The 22,290-nt window shown below is 71.7% G+C and carries 24 protein-coding genes; 21 read left to right on the forward strand and 3 right to left on the reverse strand.

From position 1 onward, the window contains the following. Positions 1-61 precede the first annotated feature (61 nt). The 3 genes from MTP13_RS04905 to MTP13_RS04915 all read left to right on the forward strand — a co-directional run bounded on the left by MTP13_RS04905 (position 62) and on the right by MTP13_RS04915 (position 2,957). Positions 62-958 carry an aminoglycoside phosphotransferase family protein gene (locus MTP13_RS04905; protein ID WP_243569976.1) on the forward strand — a complete coding sequence of 299 codons (897 nt, stop codon included), beginning with the start codon at positions 62-64 and terminating at the stop codon, positions 956-958. A gap of 104 nt (positions 959-1,062) precedes the next feature. After that, complete coding sequence (locus MTP13_RS04910) at positions 1,063-1,467, forward strand: hypothetical protein (protein ID WP_243569977.1); 405 nt, start codon at positions 1,063-1,065, stop codon at positions 1,465-1,467. Then, on the forward strand, positions 1,464-2,957 hold the full coding sequence (locus MTP13_RS04915; protein WP_243569978.1) for a hypothetical protein: 1,494 nt from the start codon (positions 1,464-1,466) through the stop codon (positions 2,955-2,957). The genes MTP13_RS04910 and MTP13_RS04915 overlap by 4 nt, the downstream gene beginning before the upstream one ends. Here the strand turns inward: MTP13_RS04915 and MTP13_RS04920 are convergent. Then, positions 2,932-3,315: a phage holin family protein gene (locus MTP13_RS04920; RefSeq protein WP_230765204.1), complete on the reverse strand. Its 384-nt coding sequence runs from the start codon at positions 3,313-3,315 to the stop codon at positions 2,932-2,934. The genes MTP13_RS04915 and MTP13_RS04920 overlap by 26 nt on opposite strands. A 138-nt stretch (positions 3,316-3,453) precedes the next feature. On the opposite strand from MTP13_RS04920, the gene MTP13_RS04925 reads away from it, so the two are divergent. From MTP13_RS04925 to MTP13_RS04940, 4 genes are all read left to right on the forward strand, one after another. Then, entirely contained in the window at positions 3,454-4,557 is a 1,104-nt protein-coding gene (locus MTP13_RS04925) for a histidinol-phosphate transaminase (protein ID WP_243569979.1), read from the forward strand. A 37-nt stretch (positions 4,558-4,594) separates the two neighbouring features. Continuing rightward, a complete protein-coding gene (locus MTP13_RS04930) occupies positions 4,595-5,728 on the forward strand; it encodes a thiamine pyrophosphate-dependent dehydrogenase E1 component subunit alpha (RefSeq protein WP_243569980.1) in 1,134 nt (377 codons plus the stop codon). A gap of 158 nt (positions 5,729-5,886) precedes the next feature. Then, the gene (locus tag MTP13_RS04935; protein WP_243570922.1) at positions 5,887-6,846 is read left to right on the forward strand and encodes an alpha-ketoacid dehydrogenase subunit beta; all 960 of its coding nucleotides are present in this window, start codon (positions 5,887-5,889) and stop codon (positions 6,844-6,846) included. A 91-nt stretch (positions 6,847-6,937) separates the two neighbouring features. Next, complete coding sequence (locus MTP13_RS04940) at positions 6,938-8,356, forward strand: dihydrolipoamide acetyltransferase family protein (RefSeq protein WP_243569981.1); 1,419 nt, start codon at positions 6,938-6,940, stop codon at positions 8,354-8,356. Between the two features lie 21 nt (positions 8,357-8,377). On the opposite strand, the gene MTP13_RS04945 is transcribed toward MTP13_RS04940, so the two are convergent. Further along, on the reverse strand, positions 8,378-9,238 hold the full coding sequence (locus tag MTP13_RS04945; RefSeq protein WP_243569982.1) for a hypothetical protein: 861 nt from the start codon (positions 9,236-9,238) through the stop codon (positions 8,378-8,380). 26 nt (positions 9,239-9,264) lie between these two features. Continuing rightward, a complete protein-coding gene (locus MTP13_RS04950; RefSeq protein ID WP_243569983.1) occupies positions 9,265-9,753 on the reverse strand; it encodes a GNAT family N-acetyltransferase in 489 nt (162 codons plus the stop codon). A gap of 171 nt (positions 9,754-9,924) precedes the next feature. On the opposite strand from MTP13_RS04950, the gene MTP13_RS04955 reads away from it, so the two are divergent. The 14 genes from MTP13_RS04955 to MTP13_RS05020 all read left to right on the forward strand — a co-directional run bounded on the left by MTP13_RS04955 (position 9,925) and on the right by MTP13_RS05020 (position 22,280). Continuing rightward, the gene (locus tag MTP13_RS04955; RefSeq protein ID WP_243569984.1) at positions 9,925-10,980 is read left to right on the forward strand and encodes a metal ABC transporter substrate-binding protein; all 1,056 of its coding nucleotides are present in this window, start codon (positions 9,925-9,927) and stop codon (positions 10,978-10,980) included. Positions 10,981-10,985: 5 nt separating this feature from the next. Next, a complete protein-coding gene (locus MTP13_RS04960) occupies positions 10,986-11,747 on the forward strand; it encodes a metal ABC transporter ATP-binding protein (protein WP_243569985.1) in 762 nt (253 codons plus the stop codon). A 73-nt stretch (positions 11,748-11,820) separates the two neighbouring features. After that, on the forward strand, positions 11,821-12,744 hold the full coding sequence (locus MTP13_RS04965; protein WP_243569986.1) for a metal ABC transporter permease: 924 nt from the start codon (positions 11,821-11,823) through the stop codon (positions 12,742-12,744). Next, entirely contained in the window at positions 12,744-13,583 is an 840-nt protein-coding gene (locus tag MTP13_RS04970) for a metal ABC transporter permease (RefSeq protein ID WP_243569987.1), read from the forward strand. Before MTP13_RS04965 ends, MTP13_RS04970 begins: the two co-directional genes overlap by 1 nt. Continuing rightward, a complete protein-coding gene (locus MTP13_RS04975; RefSeq protein WP_189084029.1) occupies positions 13,580-13,978 on the forward strand; it encodes a Fur family transcriptional regulator in 399 nt (132 codons plus the stop codon). Before MTP13_RS04970 ends, MTP13_RS04975 begins: the two co-directional genes overlap by 4 nt. Positions 13,979-14,288: 310 nt before the next feature. Then, the gene (locus tag MTP13_RS04980) at positions 14,289-15,779 is read left to right on the forward strand and encodes a quaternary amine ABC transporter ATP-binding protein (protein WP_243569988.1); all 1,491 of its coding nucleotides are present in this window, start codon (positions 14,289-14,291) and stop codon (positions 15,777-15,779) included. Next, positions 15,776-16,732 carry an ABC transporter permease gene (locus MTP13_RS04985; RefSeq protein ID WP_243569989.1) on the forward strand — a complete coding sequence of 319 codons (957 nt, stop codon included), beginning with the start codon at positions 15,776-15,778 and terminating at the stop codon, positions 16,730-16,732. Before MTP13_RS04980 ends, MTP13_RS04985 begins: the two co-directional genes overlap by 4 nt. Before the next feature lie 121 nt (positions 16,733-16,853). Continuing rightward, on the forward strand, positions 16,854-17,744 hold the full coding sequence (locus tag MTP13_RS04990) for a glycine betaine ABC transporter substrate-binding protein (protein ID WP_243569990.1): 891 nt from the start codon (positions 16,854-16,856) through the stop codon (positions 17,742-17,744). 213 nt (positions 17,745-17,957) lie between these two features. Next, complete coding sequence (gene gad, locus MTP13_RS04995; protein ID WP_243569991.1) at positions 17,958-19,331, forward strand: glutamate decarboxylase; 1,374 nt, start codon at positions 17,958-17,960, stop codon at positions 19,329-19,331. A gap of 9 nt (positions 19,332-19,340) precedes the next feature. Beyond that, on the forward strand, positions 19,341-20,822 hold the full coding sequence (gene gadC, locus MTP13_RS05000; RefSeq protein WP_243569992.1) for a glutamate/gamma-aminobutyrate antiporter GadC: 1,482 nt from the start codon (positions 19,341-19,343) through the stop codon (positions 20,820-20,822). Between the two features lie 187 nt (positions 20,823-21,009). Further along, positions 21,010-21,246 (forward strand): 50S ribosomal protein L28, encoded by a 237-nt coding sequence (gene rpmB / locus MTP13_RS05005; RefSeq protein WP_189084037.1) that lies wholly within the window; start codon positions 21,010-21,012, stop codon positions 21,244-21,246. Next, complete coding sequence (gene rpmG, locus MTP13_RS05010; protein WP_021760158.1) at positions 21,246-21,413, forward strand: 50S ribosomal protein L33; 168 nt, start codon at positions 21,246-21,248, stop codon at positions 21,411-21,413. Before rpmB ends, rpmG begins: the two co-directional genes overlap by 1 nt. 3 nt (positions 21,414-21,416) lie before the next feature. Next, positions 21,417-21,722: a 30S ribosomal protein S14 gene (gene rpsN / locus MTP13_RS05015; RefSeq protein WP_243569993.1), complete on the forward strand. Its 306-nt coding sequence runs from the start codon at positions 21,417-21,419 to the stop codon at positions 21,720-21,722. A 270-nt stretch (positions 21,723-21,992) separates the two neighbouring features. Further along, complete coding sequence (locus MTP13_RS05020; protein WP_189084039.1) at positions 21,993-22,280, forward strand: HU family DNA-binding protein; 288 nt, start codon at positions 21,993-21,995, stop codon at positions 22,278-22,280. The last annotated feature ends 10 nt before the right edge of the window (positions 22,281-22,290 follow it).

Consider the following 22,290-nt stretch of genomic DNA (forward strand, 5'->3'; position numbering starts at 1 on the left):
GCCGCGGCGCTACGCTGGGTCGGCACTGCCGGCGCACCGACCGGCCGGCAGGACCGGGGGGATGATGGACGCGCCCACCGCCGACGTCGAGATCGACGCGGCGCTCGCCGCGCGGCTCGTGGCCGAGCAGCACCCCGATCTCCTCGCGCCGGTGCGGCTGGTCGCGAACGGCTGGGACAACGCCATGCTGCGGCTCGGCGAGCAGCACCTGATCCGGATGCCGCGCCGGCTCCTCGCCGCCCGGCTCGTCGAGCACGAGCTGCGCTGGCTGCCCGAGCTCGCGCGGCACTCCCCCGTCCCGCTTCCGGTGCCCGTGCGCGCCGGGGCGCCCGGGGCGGGCTATCCCTTCGCCTGGAGCATCGGCCCCTGGTTCGACGGCGTCGCCGCCGTCGAGCTCGACCCGGCCGCGCGGCGCGAGGCCGCGCCCGCACTGGCGGCGTTCGTCGCCTCCCTGCAGCGCGAGGCGCCGGCGGATGCCCCGGCGAATCCGTACCGCGGCGTCCCCCTCGTCGAGCGCGACCCGGTCGTCGGGCCGCGGATCGCCTCGGGCGTGCTCGACGCCGTCGCCGACCGCGCCTCGCTCGACCGCGTCTGGCGGGCGGCCCTCGCGGCCTCGGCCTGGACGGGCCCGCCGGTGTGGCTGCACGGCGACCTGCATCCGGGGAACCTGCTGCTCGAGCGCGCAGGCGGCCCCCTCGCCGCCGTGCTCGACTTCGGCGACGTGACCGCGGGCGACCCCGCGACCGACCTCGCCGCCGCGTGGCTCTGCTTCGACTCGGCCGGGCGGGAGCGATTCCGCGCCGGGCTGCCCGCGTTCGCCGACGCCGACTGGGTGCGGGCGCGCGGCTGGGCGCTCGCCGTCGGCTCGGCCATCGTCGAGACGGTGGGGGTCGCCGGCGCGATGGGGCGGGTCGGGGCGCTCGCGCTCGCCGCGGTCGTCGAAGACGCGTCGGGCTGAGCACGGCGGGGCGCTCGTCCTCCCCAGGAGGGCGGTGCCGGTGGTTCTCCCCCGATCCTGATTCGCGCGGCCGGCGGATGCCCCGGCGCGGGCACGCTCGAGAGATGCCGCCTGCCTCGCCGACCCACGCCCCGTCGTTCACCGACCCGCTCGCCCCCGAGCTCGCCGGCCTCGATCGCCGCATCGAGGCGGTGCGCGCGACTGCGGTGCAGACGCGGGCGCTCCTCGACGAGCTTCCGGTCCTGCAGCTGTCGCTCCCGCTCGTCGGCTGCGTGAGCTGGCGCTCGGCCGCGGCCGAGCACTACGAGGCGCGCCTCGAAGAGCTCGTCTCCCGGGTCGGCCTCGCCCGCTCCGCGCTCGAACAGGCCGAGCTCGAGCTGAGCGCGACGCTGATCCGGCTGGAGGGCGAGCGCGACCAGACGCTGGCCCGGCTGGTGGCGATGGCGGGCGCCGGTGCCGGTGCCGGCCCGGGGCCCGTGAGTGCCGAGACGACATGGGGGTGGCGATGAGCGGTGAACTGCTCGTCTCCGGCGGGGGCAGCACCGCGGTCGCCGTCGACGAACTCTTCGCCGAAGCGGCCAGGCTCGCAGTCGTGGAGGCGGGCTGCTCCCGCTTCGCCGAACGCGCGGCGGCGCTGCTCGCCACGATCGCTCGGGCGGGCGGCGCGGCCGGGCGCGCCGAGCACGAGCTCGCGCTCGCCGCGCATCAGTTCGGGCAGTCGGCCGAGCTCGCCGCGTCGCTCGGGCGCAATCTCGAGGAATCCGCCCTCCGCTACGGCACGGTCGAGCAGCGACTCGGCGCGCTGCAGCAGCTCGCGGGGCAGTTCGCCGCCTGGACCCTCGGGGCCTCCGCCCGGTTCCTGGCCTGGCCGCTGCTGGCTGCTGCGGGCGGCGTCTTCCTCGGCGACCGCGTGCTCGACGCCCTCGGGGTGTCACGGGAGGGCGCGCTCCCTCTCCTTCGGCAGCTTCTCGTGCACCCCGGAGCCGGCGAGGCGCTCGGCGCAGCCCTCGACTCGAGCGACGAACTGGTGGCCGGTGCGCTCGGGGTCCCCTTGCCGGTGGCGGTGGTCGCGGGCGGCTTCGTCGACACCCCCGACTCCGCCGCCGTCGTGGCGCTGGGGGCCTCGGCGCTCGGCGGGCTGGGCGTCGGCCTCCTGGCCGAGCGTCCGGTGGGGGTGCGTCGGGTCGGCGAAACAGCGGGCGCTCCCGGCGGTGCCCGGGCGGCGACGCCGCCCGCCGTGCCGTCGCCGGTCCCGCCGCCGGTCGGCGTGGCCGGCCTCGCGGCGCGCGTGCCCGCGCCGCGCGAGGGCGCACCGCAGATCCGCATCGAGCAGTACCCCGCGCCCGCCGGCGGTGGGAGCGCGGAGGCGCGCCGATGGCTCGTCTACGTCACCGGCACGATCGCGCCGTCGCCCGCAGCCGGCTCGCAGCCCTTCGACATGACGAGCAACGTGCACACCGTCGCCGGACGAGGGGCGGAGCTCGCCGCGGCGTCGCTGCCCGCGGGAGCCGGTGAGCGGGCCGTGCGGGCAGCCCTCGCCGAGGCCGGGGTGCAGCCGGGCGACGAGCTCATCGGCATCGGCTACTCCGGCGGCGGAGCGATCGTCGCCGAGCTGATGGCCGATCCAGAGCTCGGCTTCACGGCGGGCGCGAACCTCGGCGGGCCGGCCCGGGTCGATCCGTCGGCGCCGTTGCTGAACCTCGAGCACCGCGACGACCTGGTACCGGGCTCGGGCGGGGCCGATCGGCCGCTCGGGCCGCTGCTCGTGCAGCGCGAGGTGGCGGCACCGCCCGAGCAGCCGGGCCCGATCCTCACGGCCCACGAGCTCGACGCCTATCGGCGCACGGCCGAACTCGTGGACGCCTCGGCCGACCCGCGGCTCGTGGAGTTCAGCGCGCTCGTCACCGACTTCACGGCCGGGCGCGAGGGCGAGGCCAGCTTCTGGCTCGCCGAGCGCGAGCCGGAAGCCCCGCTCAGTCCTTCGACGGGCGAACGATGAGGCCGATGAGCCAGCTGATCAGGCCGAGCACGAGCGCGCCGAGCACGCCCCACCAGAAGCCGTCCACTTCGAGACCGAAGCCGATGAGCCCGCTGATCCAATCCACGAGCAGCAGCAGCAGCCCGTTGACGATGAACGAGATGAGGCCCAGCGTGATCACGTAGATCGGGAAGGCCACCACCCGGATGAACCCGCCGACGATGGCATTGACGACGCCGAAGATCGCGGCCACCAGCAGGTAGGTGAGGATCGTGGCGAGTTGCGTGTCCTCGTAGGGCACGACCGAGACGCCCGCCACGATGAACGTGGTCAGCCAGAGCGCGAGCGCGACGACGATGGTTTTGACGATGAAGCGCATACCGCCACTCTCCCAGAGGCGGGCGCATCTGCGAAGGGGGCTGGCCCCCGAACGTCCGATCCGATAAGCAAATCGCTGCGCGAAGCGGGTGCGCAGCCGAACCGCTCGCGGAATATGCAACGGAGTACGGTGGAACGCGTGACCGCAACGGAGTCGACCGCAACGGAATCTGCCAGCACCGGGGTGCGCCTGCGCCCCGAGATCGCGGCCCTTCCGCCCTACCGCCAGGGGCGCCCCGCGCCTGCCGACGGGTTCAAGCTCTCGAGCAACGAGAACCCCTTCGACCCCCTGCCCTCGGTGCAGCAGGCGGTCGCCGCGACGGCCGGCTCGATCAACCGCTACCCCGACGCGACGGCGCTCGCCCTGCGCGAGGTGCTCGCCGCCCGCTTCGGCGTCTCCGCCGACGAGGTCATCATCGGTGCGGGCTCGGTCGCGCTCATCGCGCAGTTCGTGCTCGCCGCCGCGGGCCCCGGCGACGAGGTCGTCTACTCGTGGCGCTCCTTCGAGGCCTACCCGGGGCTCGTCACGATCGCCGGCGCCACGAGTGTCGCCGTGCCGAACCGCCCCGACCACGGGCACGACCTCGACGCCATCGCCGACGCCGTCACCGAGCGCACCCGCGTCGTCATCGTCTGCACGCCGAACAACCCGACTGGGGTCACGATCACCCGGGCCGAGCTCGACGCGTTCCTCGCCCGCATCCCCGCCGACCGGCTCGTGCTGCTCGACGAGGCCTACGTCGAGTTCGTGCGCGACGCCGACGCCGTCGACGGCCGCGAGCTCATCGGCCGGCACCCGAACCTCGTCGTGCTCCGCACCTTCTCCAAGGCCTACGGCCTCGCCGGGCTGCGGGTCGGCTACGCCATCGGCCCGGTCGGCATCCTCGACGCGGCGCGCGCGACCGCCATCCCGCTCGGCGTCACCGCCGCCGCGAGTGCCGCCGCGATCGCCTCGCTCGAGCCCGCCGCCGAGGCCGAGCTGCGCGAGCGCGTCGAGGTCATCGCGGAGCGCCGCGACCGCGTGCGGGCCGCGTTGATCGGGCAGGGCTGGCCGATCCCGGTCAGTCAGGCGAACTTCATCTGGCTCCCCGTGGGCGAGCGCACGAGCGAGATCGCCGAGCGCCTCTTCGACGCGGGACTCGTGACCCGGGCCTTCCCGCCGGAGGGCATCCGGGTCTCGATCGGCGAGGAGGAGTCTGTCGACACCCTCCTCCGGATTCTGAATGAGCTTGTCGAGGGTTGACAAGAACCCCGTCGAAACGAACGGATAGCGTGGAACAGTGGTAGCCCGCGAACGAGACTTCACCGTACCGACGGTCCAGCTGCTGACCCCCGAGGGCCAGCTGCGACCGAGTGCCGAGGCCGAGCCGTACCTGCACCTCGTCGAGGCGCTCGACGACGCGACGCTCGAGCAGTTCTACCGCGACATGGTGACCTCGCGCCGCCTCGACGTCGCCGGCGCGAACCTGCAGCGGCAGGGCCAGCTCGCGCTCTGGGTGCCGAGCCACGGCCAGGAGGCCGCCCAGGTGGGCTCGGCGCGCGCGAGCCGCCCGCAGGACCACCTCTTCCCCTCCTACCGCGAGCACATCGTGGGCATCATCCGCGGGCTCGACCCCGTCGCGATCCTCTCGCTGCTCCGCGGCGCGACCCTCGGCGGGTGGGACCCGGCGCAGAACGGCAACTTCCACCTGTACACGCTCGTGCTCGCCTCGCAGACGCTGCACGCGACCGGCTACGCGATGGGCATCCAGTTCGACGGGGCGAGCGGCACCGGCGACCCCGAGACCGACGCCGCCGTGCTCGTCTACTACGGCGACGGCTCCACCTCGCAGGGCGACGCCAGCGAAGCGCTCGTCTTCGCCGCGAGCTACCGCACGCCCCAGGTGTTCTTCGTGCAGAACAACCAGTGGGCGATCTCCGTGCCGGTCTCCCGTCAGTCGCCGAGCCCGCTCGCCCTGCGCGGCACCGGCTTCGGCATGCCGAGCGTGCAGATCGACGGCAACGACGTGCTCGCGAGCTACGCGGTCACCCGGCAGTCGCTCGAAGAGGCGCGCGCCGGCGAGGGGCCGAGCTTCATCGAGGCCGTGACCTACCGCATGGGCGCGCACACCACCGCCGACGACCCCACGAAGTACCGCACGCAGGACGAGGTCGACCTCTGGACCACCCGCGACCCGATCACGCGCTACCGCACCTGGCTCGAGGGCCGCGGCGCGAGCGCGGCGTTCTTCGACGAGGTCGATGCCGAAGCGCAGGACTTCGCCGCCGATGTGCGCCGCCGCGCGCTCGAGCTGCCCTCCCCCACGCGCGAGACGATCTTCGAGCACGTCTACCACGAGCCGCACCCGCTCATGGCCGAGCAGTACGCCTGGCTCGACCGCTTCGAGCGCTCGCTCGACGGGAGCGACGCATGAGCCTCGCCGGCGACGCCATCCGACCCCTCGACGAGCCCGGCACCGCGCGGGCGCAGGACCAGGAGCTCCCCGTGACGAACGACTCGACGGCCGAGGCATCCGCCCGGCCCTCGCAGCAGGACGCCGAGGCCGCCGTGCGCGGCGTGCAGACCCTGTCGATGGCGAAGGCCATCACGGCCGGGCTCCGCGAGGCGCTGCGCGCCGACGAGAAGGTGCTGCTGATGGGCGAGGACATCGGCCCGCTCGGCGGCGTCTTCCGCGTGACCGAGGGTCTGCAGGCCGAGTTCGGCGACCGCCGGGTGCTCGACACCCCGCTCGCCGAGTCGGGCATCGTGGGCACGGCGATCGGCCTCGCGATGCGCGGCTACCGCCCGGTCATCGAGATCCAGTTCGACGGCTTCATCTTCCCCGCGTTCGACCAGATCACGACGCAGCTCTCCCGCATCAACCTGCGGCACGGGGGCGGCATGCCGATGCCGATCGTGATCCGCGTGCCCTACGGCGGTCACATCGGCTCGATCGAGCACCACCAGGAGAGCCCCGAGGCGTACTTCGCCCACACCCCGGGCCTGCGGGTCGTGAGCCCCTCGAACCCGCACGACGCGTACTGGATGATCCAGGAGGCCATCGCCTCGAACGATCCCGTGCTCTACTTCGAACCCAAGAGCCGGTACTGGCCCAAGGGGCCGGTCGACCTCGATCACGCCGGCATCCCGCTGCACGAGAGCCGCGTCGTCCGGCAGGGCACCGACGTCACCGTCGTCGGGCACGGCGCCATGGTGGCCACGCTCCTGCAGGCGGCCGACATCGCCGCGGGCGAGGGCACGAGCCTCGAGGTCGTCGACCTGCGCAGCCTCTCCCCCATCGACTACGGACCGCTCCTCGAATCCGTGCACCGCACCGGCCGCCTGGTCGTCGCGCAGGAGGCGTACGGCAACGTCTCCGTCGGTTCCGAGATCGCCGCCACCGTCGCCGAGCGGGCGTTCTACTCGCTCGAGGCCCCGGTGCTGCGCGTCTCCGGATTCGACACCCCCTTCCCGCCCGCCGCCCTCGAGACCGAGTACCTGCCGAGCCCCGACCGAGTGCTTGAGGCGGTCGATCGGGCCCTGGCCTTCTGATGCATGCCGGGGCCAGCATGCGGCATCGAGCAGGCTGGACCAGGCATCGCGCAACACCGCACGACCCTTCGAACGAGAGGCGCACCCGCCCATGAGCGAGATCCGGTTCCCCCTTCCCGACGTCGGCGAAGGCCTCACCGAGGCTGAGATCGTGCAGTGGAAGGTCGCCCCCGGCGACCGCATCGTGCTCGACCAGGTGTTCGTCGAGATCGAGACCGCGAAGTCGCTCGTCGAGCTGCCGAGCGCGTACGAGGGCGTGGTCGCGGAACTCCTCGTCGACGAGGGCTCGACGGTCGACGTGGGCACGCCGATCCTGGTCATCCAGACGGATGCCTCGAACGGCATGAATGCCGCGGCGCCCGCCGGTACGCCCGCGTCGGCCCCGGCGCCAGCCGCGGCCCCCGCCTCCGACGCAGCCGAGCTCGTCGCCGACACCGCCGCCTCCATCGCGGCCGATGAGGGCGGTGCCGTGCTCGTCGGGCACGGGGCGTCCGGTCCGGCGATCAGCCGTCGCCGCCGCCACCCGGTCGCCGACGGCGCGCACGCCCACCTCGGCGACGCCCACGTGCCGCCCGCTCCCCCGGCGGCGCCGGCGGTCGAGGCCGCGCCGGTCGCGGCATCCGCTCCGCGTCCCTCGGTCGAGTCGCAGATCCCCGTCATCGCGAAGCCGCCGATCCGCAAGCTCGCGAAGGACCTCGGCGTCGACCTCACCCGGGTCACCCCGACCGGGCCGATCGGCGACATCACGCGCGACGACGTCATCCGCGAGGCGACGCAGGCCAGCGTCTTCCGCAACATCCAGACGCCCGAGCTCCCGGAAGGCCGGGAGACCCGCATCCCGGTGAAGGGGGTGCGCAAGGCCATCGCCTCCGCGATGGTGCAGAGCGCGTTCACCGCGCCGCACGTCTCGGTCTTCGCCGACGTCGACGCCACGCGCACGATGGAGTTCGTGAAGCGCCTCAAGGCCTCCCCCGACTTCGCGGGCGTGAAGGTCTCGCCGCTGCTGATCATGGCCAAGGCGATGATCTGGGCGGTCCGCCGCAACCCGACGGTCAACGCGCAGTGGACCGACGAGGAGATCATCGTCAAGCACTTCGTGAACCTCGGCATCGCCGCGGCGACCCCGCGCGGCCTCATCGTGCCGAACGTCAAGGACGCGCAGAACATGTCGATGGTCGAGCTCGCGGCCGCGCTCGAGCAGCTGACGCTCACCGCGCGCGAGGGCAAGACGCAGCCCGCCGAGATGCAGCACGGCACGATCACGATCACGAACATCGGCGTCTTCGGCATGGACACGGGCACGCCGATCCTGAACCCGGGCGAGGTCGCGATCGTCGCGCTCGGCACGATCAAGCAGAAGCCCTGGGTCGTCGACGGCGAGGTGCGTCCGCGCTACGTGACGACGATCGGCGGCTCCTTCGACCACCGCGTGGTCGACGGCGACGTGGCGAGCCGGTTCCTGGCGGACGTGGCCGCGATCATCGAGGAGCCCGCGCTGCTGCTCGAGTGAGCGTCGCGGTCGTGGTCGCGGTCACTCCCACGGGGCGATCGGCCGTGCGGTGGGCGGGAGGGGCGGCTGCACGGTGAGCGCCAGTCCAGCCTGATCCGCGAGCGCGGTCAGCTCGGCGGACGCGTGCTCGGGGGTGTCGTCGCGCAGCTCGACGGTGACGCCGCCGTCCGCGATCGCGACGGTGCCGGTGCCGAGCTCTTGCGCCCGCTCGACGAGCGGCAGGAACGGGGCGAGCTCCGTGTCGGCGGAGAGCAGCGCGGCGAGGTGCACGTGATCGGGCAGATCCGGGTCGCCGTCCTCGTCCCAGGAGCCGCGGAAGTCGAGCGGGACGTCGGGCAGCTCGCTGCGGACGTCGCGAAGGGCCTCCGCCAGGCGGGCGCGGTCGGTCGAGGTGAGCGTGACCAGGACCGGGTCATCGCCTCCGGCCTCCGGGCCCTCGAGCGAGACGCCGAAGGTGCCCTCGAACCCCGCGCCGAGGCGTTGCATCGCGGCGCTCGCCTGAGCGAAGCGGACGAGGCCGGGCTCGGACAGGCAGGTGGTGCCGGACTCGGGCGAGAACACATTCAGCACGGTGCCCGGCGCGAGCGAGTCCTCCTTCGTCGCGATCGAGATCATGGCCACCTCGACGTCTCCCTCGCAGCTCAGCCGGGCGATGCGGCGGGCGTCGTCCTCGCTCAGCGCAGGGTCGAGGACGAGGTCGATCCGGTGCTCCGCCGGGGTGACGACGCCGCCGGCGAGCTCGGCCCGTGCCGAGACCACGCCGGGCAGACCGTCGAGGCGGTCCGCCAGGTTCTGCAGCTCGGGCGCCTGGCCGAGGCATCCGGCGAGGAGAACGGCGGTCGACAGGCCGACGACGAACGCGGCGACCGGTCGAGTGCGCATCACTCCATCATGCCGTTCGGGCGCAGTCAGGCGAAGCGGCGCTCGTAGACGAGCTGACCCTCGGCCTCCGCGGTGCGCTGCATGCCGGCGCGCTCGAGCGCCCGGCGGGCCGGCAGGTTCTCGACCTCCGCGTGGGCGCGCACGAGCTTGGCGCCGGCCGAGCGGGCCAGCTCGAGGGCCGCGACGACGGTGGGGACCGAGAGCCCCTGCCCGCGCACCGCGGGCACCAGGCCGAACGCGAACTCGACGGCCCCGTGCTCGTCGGGCGGGCCGAAGAGGTTCACTCCCCCGATCGCCGCGCCCTCGGCGCCGCGGTGCACGAGGTAGGGACCGAAGGGTGCCGGATCGCCGTCCTCGCGCACGGTGCGCACGAACTCCCGGAGCAGTTCGGGCTCGTCGGTGAAGGCGTAGCCGCCCTCCCAGCCGTCCGTGGCCGCGATCTCGCCGGCGAGCAGCCGCTCGGCTTCGGCGACGGTGAACGGATGCAACGTGATGGGCTCGGTCGTCGTATCCACGTGCTTCACTCTCCCACGTTCCGATGACGCGCAGGTTTCCGATGTGCGTCCGGTGTCACGCGGTGACGCCGCGAGACGGCGGATGACCCCGCTGGCGGCCGGAGCGATGCGGAACCGGTCGCGGTCGTGATGGTTTTGACAATCATTATCAATAAGCGTAGCGTCGGTGCCATGACCGCACGACGACGCCTCCGCCGCCCAGCCCTCGCCATCGCCGCGCTCGCGATCGGCACCGCCGGGGCGCTGGTCCTCGCCGGCTGCTCGACCGGGGGAGCGGCGGCCGACGGCGGCGGCGTCTCGATCGTCGCGACGACCACGCAGGTGGGCGACTTCACCCGCGAGCTCGTGGGCGACGAGGCGAAGGTCACCCAGCTCCTCGGCCCGGGGCAGAGCGCGCACGGCTTCGACCCCTCGGCGGCGCAGCTCGCCGCCATCGCGAACGCCGACGCGCTCGTGGTGAACGGGGCCGGCCTCGAGGGCTGGGTCGACGACGCGGTCGCCGCCTCCGGGTTCGACGGCATCCTCATCGACGCGAGCACCGGCATCGAGCTCTTCGGCACGCACGACCACGATCACGGCGACGAGTCGGACGACGAGCACGCCGATCACGATCACGAGGCCGAAGCCGACCACGACGGTCACGATCACAGCGGCGGCAATCCGCACATCTGGACCGATCCCGAGCTCGCCGAGCAGATGGTCGGGAACATCGCCGACGGCCTCACCGAGGTGCCCGGCCTCGACGCCGCGACGATCGACGCCAACGCGTCGGCGTACACCGCGAAGCTCGACGCGCTCGACGAATGGATCGAGCAGAACGTCTCGCAGGTGCCGGTCGCCGACCGGCTGCTCGTCACCAACCACGACGCCTTCACGTACTTCGTCGAGGCGTACGACCTCACCTTCGTCGGCAGCGTCATCCCGAGCTTCGACGACAACGCCGAGCCCTCGGCCGCCGAGATCGACGAGCTCGTGAAGAAGATCCGCGAGACCGGGGTCGAGGCCGTCTTCTCGGAGGGTTCCATCTCGCCGAAGGCCGCGGAGACGATCGCCACGGAGGCGGGGGTCGCCGTGTACTCCGGCGAGAACGCGCTCTACGGCGACGCCCTCGGCGCCGAGGGCACGGATGGCGCCACCTATCTCGGCAGCCAGGAGCACAACGTGCGGCTGATCCTGGAGTCGTGGGGCGTCGTGCCGACCGAGCTCCCCGCCGTGCTGCAAAAATGACGAGCATGACCGATCCCGTCCTGGAGCTGCGGGGGGCCGCGTTCACGCACCCCGGCGGCTCCGGCGTCGCGGGGCTCGACTTCGCGATCGCCCCGGGGGAGGCGGTCGCGCTCGTCGGTCCGAACGGCGCCGGCAAGTCGACCCTGCTGAAGGGGCTGCTCGGCCAGGTGCCGAAGACCGCCGGCCGGGTGCGCATCGCCGGAAGCGAACATGCCGCGAACGGCATGATCGGATTCCTGCCGCAGACCGCCGAGCTCGATCCGGAGTTCCCGATCACGCTCGAACAGGTCGTCATGCAGGGCCGATACCGCCGGCTCGGGCTGTTCCGCTGGCCCGGTCGCGCCGATCGAGAGGCGGTCCGCCGCGCGATCGAGTCCGTCGGGCTCGCTCCGCTCGCGAAGCGGCGCTACGGCGAGCTCTCGGGCGGCCAGCGCCAGCGCGGCCTGCTCGCTCGCGCGCTCGCCTCGGAGCCGGTGCTGCTGCTGCTCGACGAGCCGTTCAACGGGCTCGATCAGCCGAACCGCGACGCGCTGATCGACACGCTGCGGCGGCTCAAGACCGAGCGGGTCGCGGTGCTCGTCTCCACGCACGACCTCGAACTCGCCCGCCAGGTCTGCGATGCGGTGCTCTTCGTGAACCGCGAGCAGCTGGCCTACGGGCCGGTCGACGAGGTGCTCACGCTCGACAACGTGCAGGAGTGCTTCGAGGGCGTCGAGGTCGAGGTGGACGAGCACACGCTGGTCGTGCCGGGGCACGAGGGGCATTGATGCCGCAGTCCGCATATATCCGTGCGCGCTGCACAGCGGGCCGGCGAGCAGCGCCGGCGGGGGAGCGGAGCGGATGACCCTCGGCGACGCCCTCTTCGGCGCGTTCGCCCTGCCGTTCATGGGCCGCGCCCTCTTCGTCATGCTCGTGCTCGCGATCGTCGCGGGCGTGATCGGCGTGCTCGTGAACCTCCGCGGGCTCGAGTTCATCACCGACGGGCTGACGCACGCGGTCTTCCCCGGGCTCGCGATCGGGCTCGCCCTCGGCGGCACGGCCGGACTCATCCCCGGTGCCGCCGTCGCGGCGCTCGCCGCCGCCCTCGTGCTCACGTGGCTCGACCGCGCCGGCATCACCTCCGATGCGGCGATCGCGATCGTGCTCACGGCGACCTTCAGCATCGGCGTGATCGTGGTCTCCCGCAGCGACGACTACGCGGGCGAACTCGAGGCGCTGCTCTTCGGCCGGGTGCTGACCGTGCCGCCCGAGCAGCTCGTGCCGCTCGTCGGCGTCTCGCTGCTCGCGCTGCTCGCGATCGGCGTGACGATGAAGCAGCAGTTGCTGCGGGCCTTCGACCCGGCCGGCAGCCGCGCGATGGGCGACTCGGCGCTGGGTCTCGACCTGGTGCTGAACGCCGCCGTCGCCCTCGTCGTCGTCGCGGCCTCGGCCACCATCGGCTCGCTCCTGGTGCTCGCGCTGCTCATCGTGCCCGGGGCCGTCGCCCGGCTCGTGACGGTGCGGCTGTGGTGGCTGTTCCCCATCGCCGCGGCCTTCGCGGCGGTCGCCGCGTGGCTCGGTCTCGCGGCGAACTACGCGGTCTCGCTGGGCGCCGGGGTCGACCTTCCGGCCGGCTCGACGATCGTCGCGGTCTTCGTGCTCGGCTACGGGCTCGTGCTCGCGATCGCGCTGCTCGCCGGGCGCCTCGCGCGGCGTCGGCGCACGGAGCGCACGGACCGCGCGGCGACCACGGTGACCACGGCGACTGCGGGGGAGGCGGCCTGATGGGGTACTTCGAACGCGCCCTCCTCGCGGCCGTCGTGATCGGCGCCGGGGCGGGCTTCGTCGGCGCCCTGGTCGTGCTGCGCCGCCGCACGTTCTTCGCGCAGGCGCTCACCCACGCGACCTACCCGGGCGCGGTCGCGGCGGCGGCCCTCGGCGTCAGCGTGCCGCTCGGCGCGGCGGTCGCCTCGGTCGTGATCGTCGCCGTGATGGCGGGGATCGCCCGGGTGCGCCGGCAGGGCGCCCAGGTCGCCGCGGGCGTCGTGCTGACCGCCGGCTTCGCGGCGGGCGCCCTGCTGCAGGCGAGCCTGCCCGGCATGCCGGTGCACGCCGAATCGTTCCTGGTCGGCTCGATCCTCACCGTGACCGACGGCGACATCCTGCTGGCCGGCGCCGTCGCGGTCGCCGCGGTCGTGCTCGTCGCGGCCTTCGGCACGCGGATCTTCTTCTCGACCTTCGACCCATCGGGATTCCGGGCGGCCGGCTTCCGCGAGTGGCCCGTCGAGCTCCTGGTGCTCGCGCTCATCGCGGCCTCCGTGGTCTCCTCGTTGCCGGCCGTGGGGGCCATCCTCGCGATCGCGCTCATCGCCGCCCCGGCGGCCGCGGCACGGCTGGTCGTGTCGAGCTATCGCGGCGTGCTGTTCGTCGCGCCCGTGATCGGCGCGGCATCCGGCATCATCGGCGTGCTCGTCTCGCGCGCCTTCGCGATCGCGGCCGGGCCCGCGATCGCGCTCGCCGCCACGGCGTTCTTCGCCGTCGCCTTGGGCGTTTCCAAGCTTCGACGGCTACCGTGGAGGGAGCAGATCCCGGTCGAGACGGCAGAGGACGCACGCATCGCATGAAACGCAACACCTGGCAGCGCGAAGCCGTTCGCGAGGCCCTCGACGACACCGAGGGCTTCATCAGCGCACAGGCCCTGCACTCGGCGCTGCACGCCAACGGCTCGCCAATCGGATTGGCGACGGTCTACCGTGCGCTCGGCGACCTCGCCTCGAGCGGTGAGGCCGACTCCCTGCAGTCCCCGGAGGGCGAGGCGCTCTACCGCGCGTGCTCGACCACGGGCCATCACCACCACCTGATCTGCCGGAACTGCGGCCTCACGGTGGAGATCGCGGCCGACGAGGTCGAGGCCTGGGCCAAGGGCGTCGCGGCCGAGCACGGCTTCACCCAGGCGGCCCACGTGGTCGACGTCTTCGGCCTCTGCGCGAACTGCACCAAGCTCGCCGCCGCCGGCTGAACTGCCAGAGAAGCCCAGATCAGGGCGTATTTCCAACCGTTCGGTTTGAGTTCTGCTCCCGAAGGTGGATAGCGTGGACGAGGTCTTCATGACCGTTTGAACCCAGTCCGCGGCCCCGCGGCACCGTGGTGCCAGGGGACGTATGGTGGGGGCGTGGTGCCCGGTCCCGATGGCCGGTCGCGCTGGATCCCCGGATCGCTGGACCGCGTATCGCGCTCCGCTCCCGGATCCCGGATCGCCCTGACCCGGCCGTGACTCGTGCGCGTCAGCACACAGCACCCTCCGCCGGCGCGCCAGGAGCACCCCGTCTATGCCCGTGCGCCCGAAGCAGCCCGAACCCAGCACCCGACCCGACCCCGGCACCGAGCCCCCGACGTCCCGGCCCGAGCAGCACCCGGACCCGCTCGCGCTCCGCCCCGTCGCCACCGAGACGCCCGCCATCGAGGTCGCCGGCCTCACCAAGTTCTTCGGCCGCCGTCCCGGCGAGGCCCTCGAGCGCTTGCGCCGCGGCGCGAGCCGCGAGGAGCTCGCCGGACTCGGCACCGCCGCCGTCATCGACGCCGACTTCCAGGTCGCGCAGGGCGAGATCTTCGTCGTCATGGGCCTCTCCGGCTCCGGAAAGTCGACGCTCATCCGGATGCTGAACGGCCTGCTGCCCGCGACCGCCGGCACCGTCTCCGTGATGGGGGAGCGGATCACCGGCATCGCGCCGAAGCGGCTCCGCGAGGTGCGCCGCCGGCACGTGTCGATGGTGTTCCAGCACTTCGCCCTGCTGCCGCACCGGAACGTGCGCGACAACGCCGCCTACGGCCTCGAGATCCAGGGCGTCGCTCCGGCGGAGCGTCGCGAGCGGGCCGAACGGATCCTCGAACGCGTCGGCCTCGGCGGCTGGGGCGACAAGCTCCCGTCCGAGCTCTCCGGCGGCATGCAGCAGCGCGTCGGGCTCGCCCGCGCGCTCGCCGCGGACACCGACATCCTGCTGATGGACGAGGCGTTCAGCGCCCTCGACCCGCTGATCCGCCGCGAGATGCAGGAGCAGCTCATCGAGCTGCAGCAGGAGCTCGGCAAGACGATCGTGTTCATCACGCACGACCTCAACGAGGCGATGTTCCTCGGCGACCGCATCGCGGTCATGCGCGACGGCCGCATCGTGCAGCTCGGCACGGCCGAGGAGATCCTCACCGACCCCGCCGACGACTACGTCGCCCAGTTCGTGCAGGACGTCGACCGGGCCCGCGTGCTCACCGCCGCGAACGTGATGGAACCCCCGCGCGCGGTCGTGTCGGCCTCGGCCGGCCCGCGCGGCGCGCTGCGCACCATGCGCGACCTGCAGACCTCGATGGCCTTCGTCGTCACCGGCGGGCGCCGGCTCCGCGGCGTCATCCGAGACCGCGACGCGCTCCGGCTCGTGCAGCGCGGCGACCGCTCGCTCGAGAGCGCGATCCGCGACGACCACCCCATCGTGCACCCCGACGAGCACCTCAGCGAACTCCTCGAGACCTCGGTGGAGAGCCCCCTGCCGCTCGCCGTGGTCGACGACGCCGGGCGTCTGCTCGGCGCCGTCCCGCGGGTGACCCTGCTCGCCGCGCTCGGCAACGTCCCAGCCGTGACCGGCGAGCTCGAGATCGTCGAGCCGCCCGCGACCGTGCCGGTCGACGTCGTGACCGCGACGCTCCGCGAGACCGCGGGCGCGGCGCACGAGGACGTCGAGCCGCCGGTGAGCGAGGCGGAGCCCACCGCGGATGCCGCGCCGGAGCTCGCCCGGCCGGTCGCCGCCGCGACGGAGGGGGGTGCGCGATGAACGGCTTCCGCCTGCCCCTCGGCGAGTGGATCGAAGCGATCTTCCGCACCGTCACCGACGTCGCCGGAGGCTTCTTCTCCGCGCTCCGCACGATCTTCCTCGGCGCCTACGACGCGGTGGACTGGCTCTTCTCGGCGCCCCCGTTCTGGGCCGTGATCATCGCGATCGCGGCGCTCGCGTGGTGGGCGCGCGGCTGGAAGCTCGGCGTCGGCACGGCCGTGGGCCTCGTCGTCGTCCTGGGCGTCGACCAGTGGGACAACGCCATGGACTCGCTCGCCCTCGTGCTCGTCGCGAGCGCCATCGCGATCGCGGTCGCCGTGCCGCTCGGCATCCTGGCGGCGCGGAACGACGTCGCGTCCCGCATCATCCGGCCGATCCTCGACTTCATGCAGACGATGCCCGCGATGGTCTACCTGATCCCGGCGCTCGTGCTCTTCCGCGTCGGCGTCGTGCCCGGCATCGTCGCGACGATCGTGTTCGCGATGGCCCCCGGCGTGCGGCTCACCGAGCTCGGCATCCGCGGCGTCGACCGCGAGGTGGTCGAGGCGGGGCAGGCCTTCGGGTCCTCCCCGGGCCGCATCCTGCGGCAGATCCAGCTGCCGCTCGCGATGCCGTCGATCATGGCCGGCGTGAACCAGGTCATCATGCTCTCGCTGTCGATGGTCGTCATCGCCGGCATGGTCGGCGCGGGCGGTCTCGGCGGGCAGGTGGTCTCGAGCCTCACCCGGCTCGACGTCGGCCTCGGCTTCGAGGCCGGGCTCTCCGTCGTCATCCTCGCCGTCATCCTGGACCGCATCACCGGTGCGTTCGGCGGCGGCTTCCGCGGCAAGGCCGGCAAGGCCAAGGCCAAGGCGACGGCGAAGGCCCAGGCGGCGACGCCGCAGGACGCCGGCGCCGCGGCCGAGCCCGGCTCGGAGTCCCAGCCGCCGCGCGTGCCCGCCACGACCGCCTGAGCGGCGCCATGACTCGCGGACGTCGGCGCTCCGTCGTCGGCGCCCGTCGATCCCGCGCGGCGCCCCCGCGCGGAACATCCCCAACACCCGCGACACAGCACGCGGGAGGAAAGGAAGCACCATGAAGAAGCGACACCTCACCTCGGCCCTCGCCATCGGCGCGGCCGCGACGATCGCCCTCGCCGGCTGCGCGGGCGACGGCGGGGGCAGCGGCGACGCCGCCTCCGACAAGCAGCTCACGATCGCCGTGTTCAACGGCTGGGACGAGGGCATCGCCGCGTCCGAGCTCTGGAAGGCGGTCCTGACCGAGCAGGGCTACGACGTCACTCTCGAGTACGCCGACGTCGCCCCGGTCTTCTCCGGACTCTCCACCGGCGACTACGACCTCACCCTCGACGTCTGGCTGCCGCAGACCCACGCGAGCTACCTCGAGCAGTTCGGCTCCGACATCACCGACCTCGGCGCGTGGAACGAGCAGGCCTCGCTCACGGTCGCGGTGAACGAGGACGCGCCGATCGACTCGCTCGCCGACCTCGCGAAGCACGCCGACGAGTTCGACAACCGCATCGTCGGCATCGAGCCCGGCGCCGGCCTCACCGAGGCGGTGCAGAACGAGACGATCCCGACGTACGGCCTCGACGGGATGGAGTTCGTCACCTCCTCGACGCCCGCCATGCTCTCCGAGCTGACCGCGGCGACCGACGCCGGCGAGAACATCGTCGTCACGCTCTGGCGCCCGCACTGGGCCTACGACGCCTTCCCGCTGAAGGACCTGAAGGACCCCGAGGGCACGCTCGGCACCGCCGAGGGCATCCACGCGTTCGGCAGCGGCAGCTTCGCCGACGACCACCCCGAGGTCGCGGAGTGGCTGTCGAACTTCCAGATGGACAGCGATCTGCTGTACTCGCTCGAGAACGCCATGTTCAACGAGCACACCGGTGACGACTACGATCAGGTCGTCGCCGACTGGATCGCCGACAACCAGGAGTGGGTCGACGGCCTGACGAAGTAACCCCACGCGCGCACCGCGGGTGCGCATTGACGCGGATGCCGCGGGCCACTCCGGCCCGCGGCATCCGCCGTCTTCCGGCGGCCTCTGGACGCCGCCCGCGATCTTCCGTAGCATCCGACTCGGATGCAGGTTCGGGGGGACCCATCCGTCGCCGCCCGCGGCATCCGCGCCGGCACCGAACTCCGGTGCCGGATCTCGATGCTGGGGGGCCACATGTCCGAACGACTCGACTCCGATGAGACGCCGAACTTCTCGAGGCCGGGGGAGGCGACGGTCGCGGCGCGGCATCGTATCCCGCAGGCGGAGTCTTTGCCTGATACGGCGTATCAGATCGTGCATGACGAGATCATGCTCGACGGCAACTCCCGGCTGAACCTCGCGACCTTCGTCGGTACGTGGATGGATGACGAGGCGAAGAAGCTGTACGAGGACTCGTTCGATAAGAACATGATCGACAAGGACGAGTACCCGCAGACCGCGGCGATCGAGGACAACTGCTGGCGGATGCTCGCGAACCTCTGGAACGCGCCCGACGCCGCCACGGCGATCGGGACTTCGACGATCGGCTCGTCGGAGGCGTGCATGCTCGGCGGGCTGGCGTTCAAGCGGCGCTGGCAGCAGGCCAGGCGTGCGGCGGGGAAGGACACGAGCTCGCCGAACCTCGTCATGTCGAGCGCGGTGCAGGTGTGTTGGGAGAAGTTCTGCAACTACTTCGACGTCGAGCCGCGCTTCGTGCCGATCTCGGAGGAGCACAAGACGCTCGACGGCCACGGCCTCGAGCAGTACATCGACGAGAACACCATCGGTGTGGTGGCGATCATGGGTGTGACGTATACGGGCATGTACGAGCCGGTGGATGAGATCGCGAAGGCGCTCGACGCGATCCAGGCGAAGACGGGTTTGGACATCCCGATCCATGTCGATGGGGCGTCGGGTGCGATGATCGCGCCGTTCCTGCAGCCGGACACGGTGTGGGATTTCCGTTTGGAGCGGGTGCACTCGATCAGTACTTCTGGGCACAAGTACGGGCTCGTCTATCCGGGTCTGGGTTGGGTGGTGTGGCGGGAGGCGCAGTGGCTGCCGGACGATCTTGTGTTCAAGGTGAGCTACCTCGGCGGTGAGATGCCGACGTTCGCGTTGAATTTCTCCCGGCCGGGTGCGCAGGTGCTGTTGCAGTATTACGCGTTCCTGCGGCTCGGTATCGATGGGTACACGGCGGTGCAGCAGGCCTCGCAGGATGTGGCGAAGTTCCTCTCGGCGGGGATCGCGAAGATCGGTGCGTTCGAGTTGTGGAACGATGGCAGCGACATCCCCGTCTTCGCGTGGCGGCTGAAGGCCGGGCACACGAAGAACTGGAACCTGTACCACCTGCAGGACCGGCTGCGGATGAAGGGCTGGCTGGTGCCGGCGTATCCGATGCCGGACGACCTCGCCGATCTCACGGTGCAGCGCATCGTGGTGCGCAACGGGCTCAGCATGGATCTCGCGGAGGATCTGCTCGAGGCGATCCAGACCGAGACCGCGTATCTCGACGCCCTCGAGTCGCCGATGCCGGTCGAGGGCCAGCATCCGGGGTTCCACCACTAGGGGTGCGTGATGGCTCAGCATCGCACCGAGGCTGCGCGCGCCTCGAATCATCCGCTTGCGCCGCACAATCCCGCCACCGCCTTCCTCGGCGTCGGCCAGCTGGCTCTGCTCACCCTCGTCGTGGTCGCGAGTCTGCGCTCGCTGCCGGCGATGGCGGTGTTCGGGCTCGGCAGCATCACCCTGTATCTGATTCCGGCGATCTTCTTCCTGATTCCGACGGCGCTCGTCGCCGCGGAGCTCGCGACGGGGTGGAAGGGTGGTGTGTACGTCTGGGTGCGTGAGGCGCTCGGCAACCGTTGGGGGTTCACCGCGGTCTGGCTGCAGTGGATCCAGAACGTCGTCTGGTACCCGACGCAGCTGTCGTTCATCGCGGCGGCGCTCGCGTTCGTGTTCTTCGATCCTTCGCTGTCGAACTCGGGGTTCTTCACCGCGGTGGTGATCCTGGTGCTCTACTGGGGATCGACGTTCATCACGCTGCGCGGCGGGAACCTGTTCGCGAAGCTCGGCTCCTGGGGCGGCATCCTGGGCACCCTGCTGCCGGCGGCGCTGCTGATCGTGTTCGGCGCGATCTGGGTGTTCAGCGGGGAGAAGAGCCAGGTGCCGCTCGAGGCGTCCGCGATCATCCCGCCGTTCACCGGTCTCGCGTCGATCGTGCTGATCGTGTCGAACGTGCTCGCCTACGCGGGCATGGAGGTCAACGCGGTGCACGTGAACCAGATGAAGGACCCGGGCCGCGGCTACCCGCGCTCGGTGCTGCTGGCCTCGGTGCTGATCCTCGCCGTGTTCATCCTGCCGACCCTCGCGATCTCGGTCGCAGTGCCGCAGAAGGAGCTCGGCCTCACGAACGGGATCATGCTCGCCTTCGGCGAGTACTTCCAGCACTGGGGCATGGGGGAGTGGGCCACCGCGATCGTGTCCGCCCTGATCGCGGCGGGCGCGCTCGCCTCGGTCATCACCTGGGTCGCCGGCCCGTCGAAGGGCGTCCTCGCCGCCGCCGAGACCGGGCTGCTGCCGCCCGCCCTGCAGAAGCGCAACAAGGAGGGCGTGCAGTCCGGCATCCTCATGCTGCAGGGCACGATCGTGACCGTGCTCGCGGCGATCTTCATCATCGTGCCCGACGTGAGTTCCGCGTTCGTCGCGCTGATCGACATGGCCGCGGCGCTCTACCTGATCATGTACATGATGATGTTCGCCTCGGCGATCGTGCTGCGCCGCACGCAGCCGAACGTCAAGCGGGCGTACCGGGTGCCCGCACTCGACTTCGTCGCCGGAGTCGGCTTCCTCGCCTGCCTCGCCGCGTTCCTCCTCGCGTTCATCCCACCCGACGGGTTCAGCGCCTTCTCGCCCGCCGCGTACCCCTGGATCGTCGGCATCGTCATCGTCGTGCTCGGCGTGCCACCCCTCATCTTCTACGCCGTCAGACGGCCCAGCTGGGACCGCCGCAGCGAAACCGACAAACAGAAACACGGCACCCACGAAGAGGACGGCTGAGGCCGGCGCCGCAGATCCCCCGATTCGGCCGGGATCGGGGGATCTGCTAGGCTGGCTCGTTGGCTGGGTACATCCACTGCCCGGTTCGTAGGCGAATCCCTCGTATCTTCCGCGAAAGCGGTGGGCGTCGCCTGCAGACAAGAGACCTTGGGAGGGGCGATCCGCCCCTCGGTATTGGAGGAAACCAATGGCAGCAGTGTGCCAGGTGACCGGCGCCGTTCCCGGCTTCGGTCACAACATCTCGCACTCGCACCGCCGGACGAAGCGCCGCTTCGACCCGAACGTGCAGAAGAAGACGTACTACGTGCCGTCGCTTCGTCGCAGCGTGACGCTGAACGTGTCGGCCAAGGGCATCAAGGTGATCGACGCCCGTGGCATCGACGCCGTCGTCCGTGACATCCAGGCTCGTGGGGTGAAGCTCTAATGGCGAAGCAGCAGGACATCCGTCCCATCATCAAGCTCCGTTCGACGGCCGGCACCGGGTACACCTACGTGACCCGCAAGAACCGTCGCAACAACCCCGACCGTCTCGTGCTCAAGAAGTACGACCCCGTGGTGCGCAAGCACGTCGACTTCCGAGAGGAGCGCTAAGACATGGCGAAGAAGAGCAAGATCGCGCGCAACAAGCAGCGCCAGGAGGTCGTGGACCGCTACGCCGCCAAGCGCGCCGAGCTGAAGAAGGCGCTCGTCGACCCGAACGGCACCGACGAGTCGCGCGAGGCCGCCCGCATCGGCCTGCAGAAGCTCCCCCGCAACGCCTCGCCGGTTCGCCTGCGCTCGCGTGACGCCATCGACGGCCGCCCCCGTGGTGTGCTCTCGAAGTTCGGCATCTCGCGTGTCCGCTTCCGCGACATGGCGCACAAGGGCGAGCTGCCCGGCATCACCAAGTCGAGCTGGTAACCCAGCCCGCACCCGCTTCACGAGCAGGGGCGTCCCGGTTTCCGGGGCGCCCCTGCTCGCGTCCGGACTCTCCCCCGAAGGCCGCGGCGTTCGCCATGGGCGCACGACACGCCGGTGCGAGAATGCTCGAATGACCCGGAAATCCGCGTGATTCCGGGGATTTCTGTTACATTCGAGGCGGCCTGAACGGCCCCGGGGGTGGTTGAACGATCGTTCCCGAGTTCTTCAACAAGTGCTGTTCCCACAGCGAACGTCCGAGGAGGACACTCAATGGCTGACAAGTCGCTGAACAAGACCGAGCTCGTCGCGAAGATCGCTGCCTCGACCGGTCAGAGCCAGGCCACCGTCGACTCCGTGCTCGGCGGTCTCTTCGACGCCCTCGCCGAGTCGGTCGGCTCGGGCACCAAGGTCTCCATCCCGGGTTGGCTCGCCGTCGAGCGCTCGCACCGCGCCGCTCGCACCGGCCGCAACCCGCAGACCGGCGCCACCATCGAGATCCCGGCCGGCTACTCGGTCAAGGTCACCGCGGGCTCGAAGCTCAAGGCTGCCGCCAAGTAAGACTTCGCGA

It is taken from the genome of Agromyces soli (assembly GCF_022811605.1).
GTDB lineage: Bacteria > Actinomycetota > Actinomycetes > Actinomycetales > Microbacteriaceae > Agromyces > Agromyces soli.

Excerpts from the sequence above, each read along its gene's own strand:
- MTP13_RS04935 (WP_243570922.1), top strand. The coding sequence starts at position 5,887 with ATGGCGAAGGCCATCACGGCCGGGCTCCGCGAGGCGCTGCGCGCCGAC.
- MTP13_RS04975 (WP_189084029.1), top strand. The coding sequence starts at position 13,580 with ATGAAACGCAACACCTGGCAGCGCGAAGCCGTTCGCGAGGCCCTCGAC.
- rpmB (WP_189084037.1), top strand. The coding sequence starts at position 21,010 with ATGGCAGCAGTGTGCCAGGTGACCGGCGCCGTTCCCGGCTTCGGTCAC.
- MTP13_RS04985 (WP_243569989.1), top strand. The coding sequence starts at position 15,776 with ATGAACGGCTTCCGCCTGCCCCTCGGCGAGTGGATCGAAGCGATCTTC.
- rpmG (WP_021760158.1), top strand. The coding sequence starts at position 21,246 with ATGGCGAAGCAGCAGGACATCCGTCCCATCATCAAGCTCCGTTCGACG.
- rpsN (WP_243569993.1), top strand. The coding sequence starts at position 21,417 with ATGGCGAAGAAGAGCAAGATCGCGCGCAACAAGCAGCGCCAGGAGGTC.
- gadC (WP_243569992.1), top strand. The coding sequence starts at position 19,341 with ATGGCTCAGCATCGCACCGAGGCTGCGCGCGCCTCGAATCATCCGCTT.
- MTP13_RS05020 (WP_189084039.1), top strand. The coding sequence starts at position 21,993 with ATGGCTGACAAGTCGCTGAACAAGACCGAGCTCGTCGCGAAGATCGCT.
- MTP13_RS04905 (WP_243569976.1), top strand. The coding sequence starts at position 62 with ATGATGGACGCGCCCACCGCCGACGTCGAGATCGACGCGGCGCTCGCC.
- MTP13_RS04980 (WP_243569988.1), top strand. The coding sequence starts at position 14,289 with ATGCCCGTGCGCCCGAAGCAGCCCGAACCCAGCACCCGACCCGACCCC.
- MTP13_RS04915 (WP_243569978.1), top strand. The coding sequence starts at position 1,464 with ATGAGCGGTGAACTGCTCGTCTCCGGCGGGGGCAGCACCGCGGTCGCC.
- MTP13_RS04970 (WP_243569987.1), top strand. The coding sequence starts at position 12,744 with ATGGGGTACTTCGAACGCGCCCTCCTCGCGGCCGTCGTGATCGGCGCC.
- MTP13_RS04910 (WP_243569977.1), top strand. The coding sequence starts at position 1,063 with ATGCCGCCTGCCTCGCCGACCCACGCCCCGTCGTTCACCGACCCGCTC.
- MTP13_RS04945 (WP_243569982.1), bottom strand. The coding sequence starts at position 9,238 with ATGCGCACTCGACCGGTCGCCGCGTTCGTCGTCGGCCTGTCGACCGCC.
- MTP13_RS04920 (WP_230765204.1), bottom strand. The coding sequence starts at position 3,315 with ATGCGCTTCATCGTCAAAACCATCGTCGTCGCGCTCGCGCTCTGGCTG.
- MTP13_RS04955 (WP_243569984.1), top strand. The coding sequence starts at position 9,925 with ATGACCGCACGACGACGCCTCCGCCGCCCAGCCCTCGCCATCGCCGCG.
- MTP13_RS04960 (WP_243569985.1), top strand. The coding sequence starts at position 10,986 with ATGACCGATCCCGTCCTGGAGCTGCGGGGGGCCGCGTTCACGCACCCC.
- MTP13_RS04940 (WP_243569981.1), top strand. The coding sequence starts at position 6,938 with ATGAGCGAGATCCGGTTCCCCCTTCCCGACGTCGGCGAAGGCCTCACC.
- MTP13_RS04965 (WP_243569986.1), top strand. The coding sequence starts at position 11,821 with ATGACCCTCGGCGACGCCCTCTTCGGCGCGTTCGCCCTGCCGTTCATG.
- gad (WP_243569991.1), top strand. The coding sequence starts at position 17,958 with ATGTCCGAACGACTCGACTCCGATGAGACGCCGAACTTCTCGAGGCCG.
- MTP13_RS04990 (WP_243569990.1), top strand. The coding sequence starts at position 16,854 with ATGAAGAAGCGACACCTCACCTCGGCCCTCGCCATCGGCGCGGCCGCG.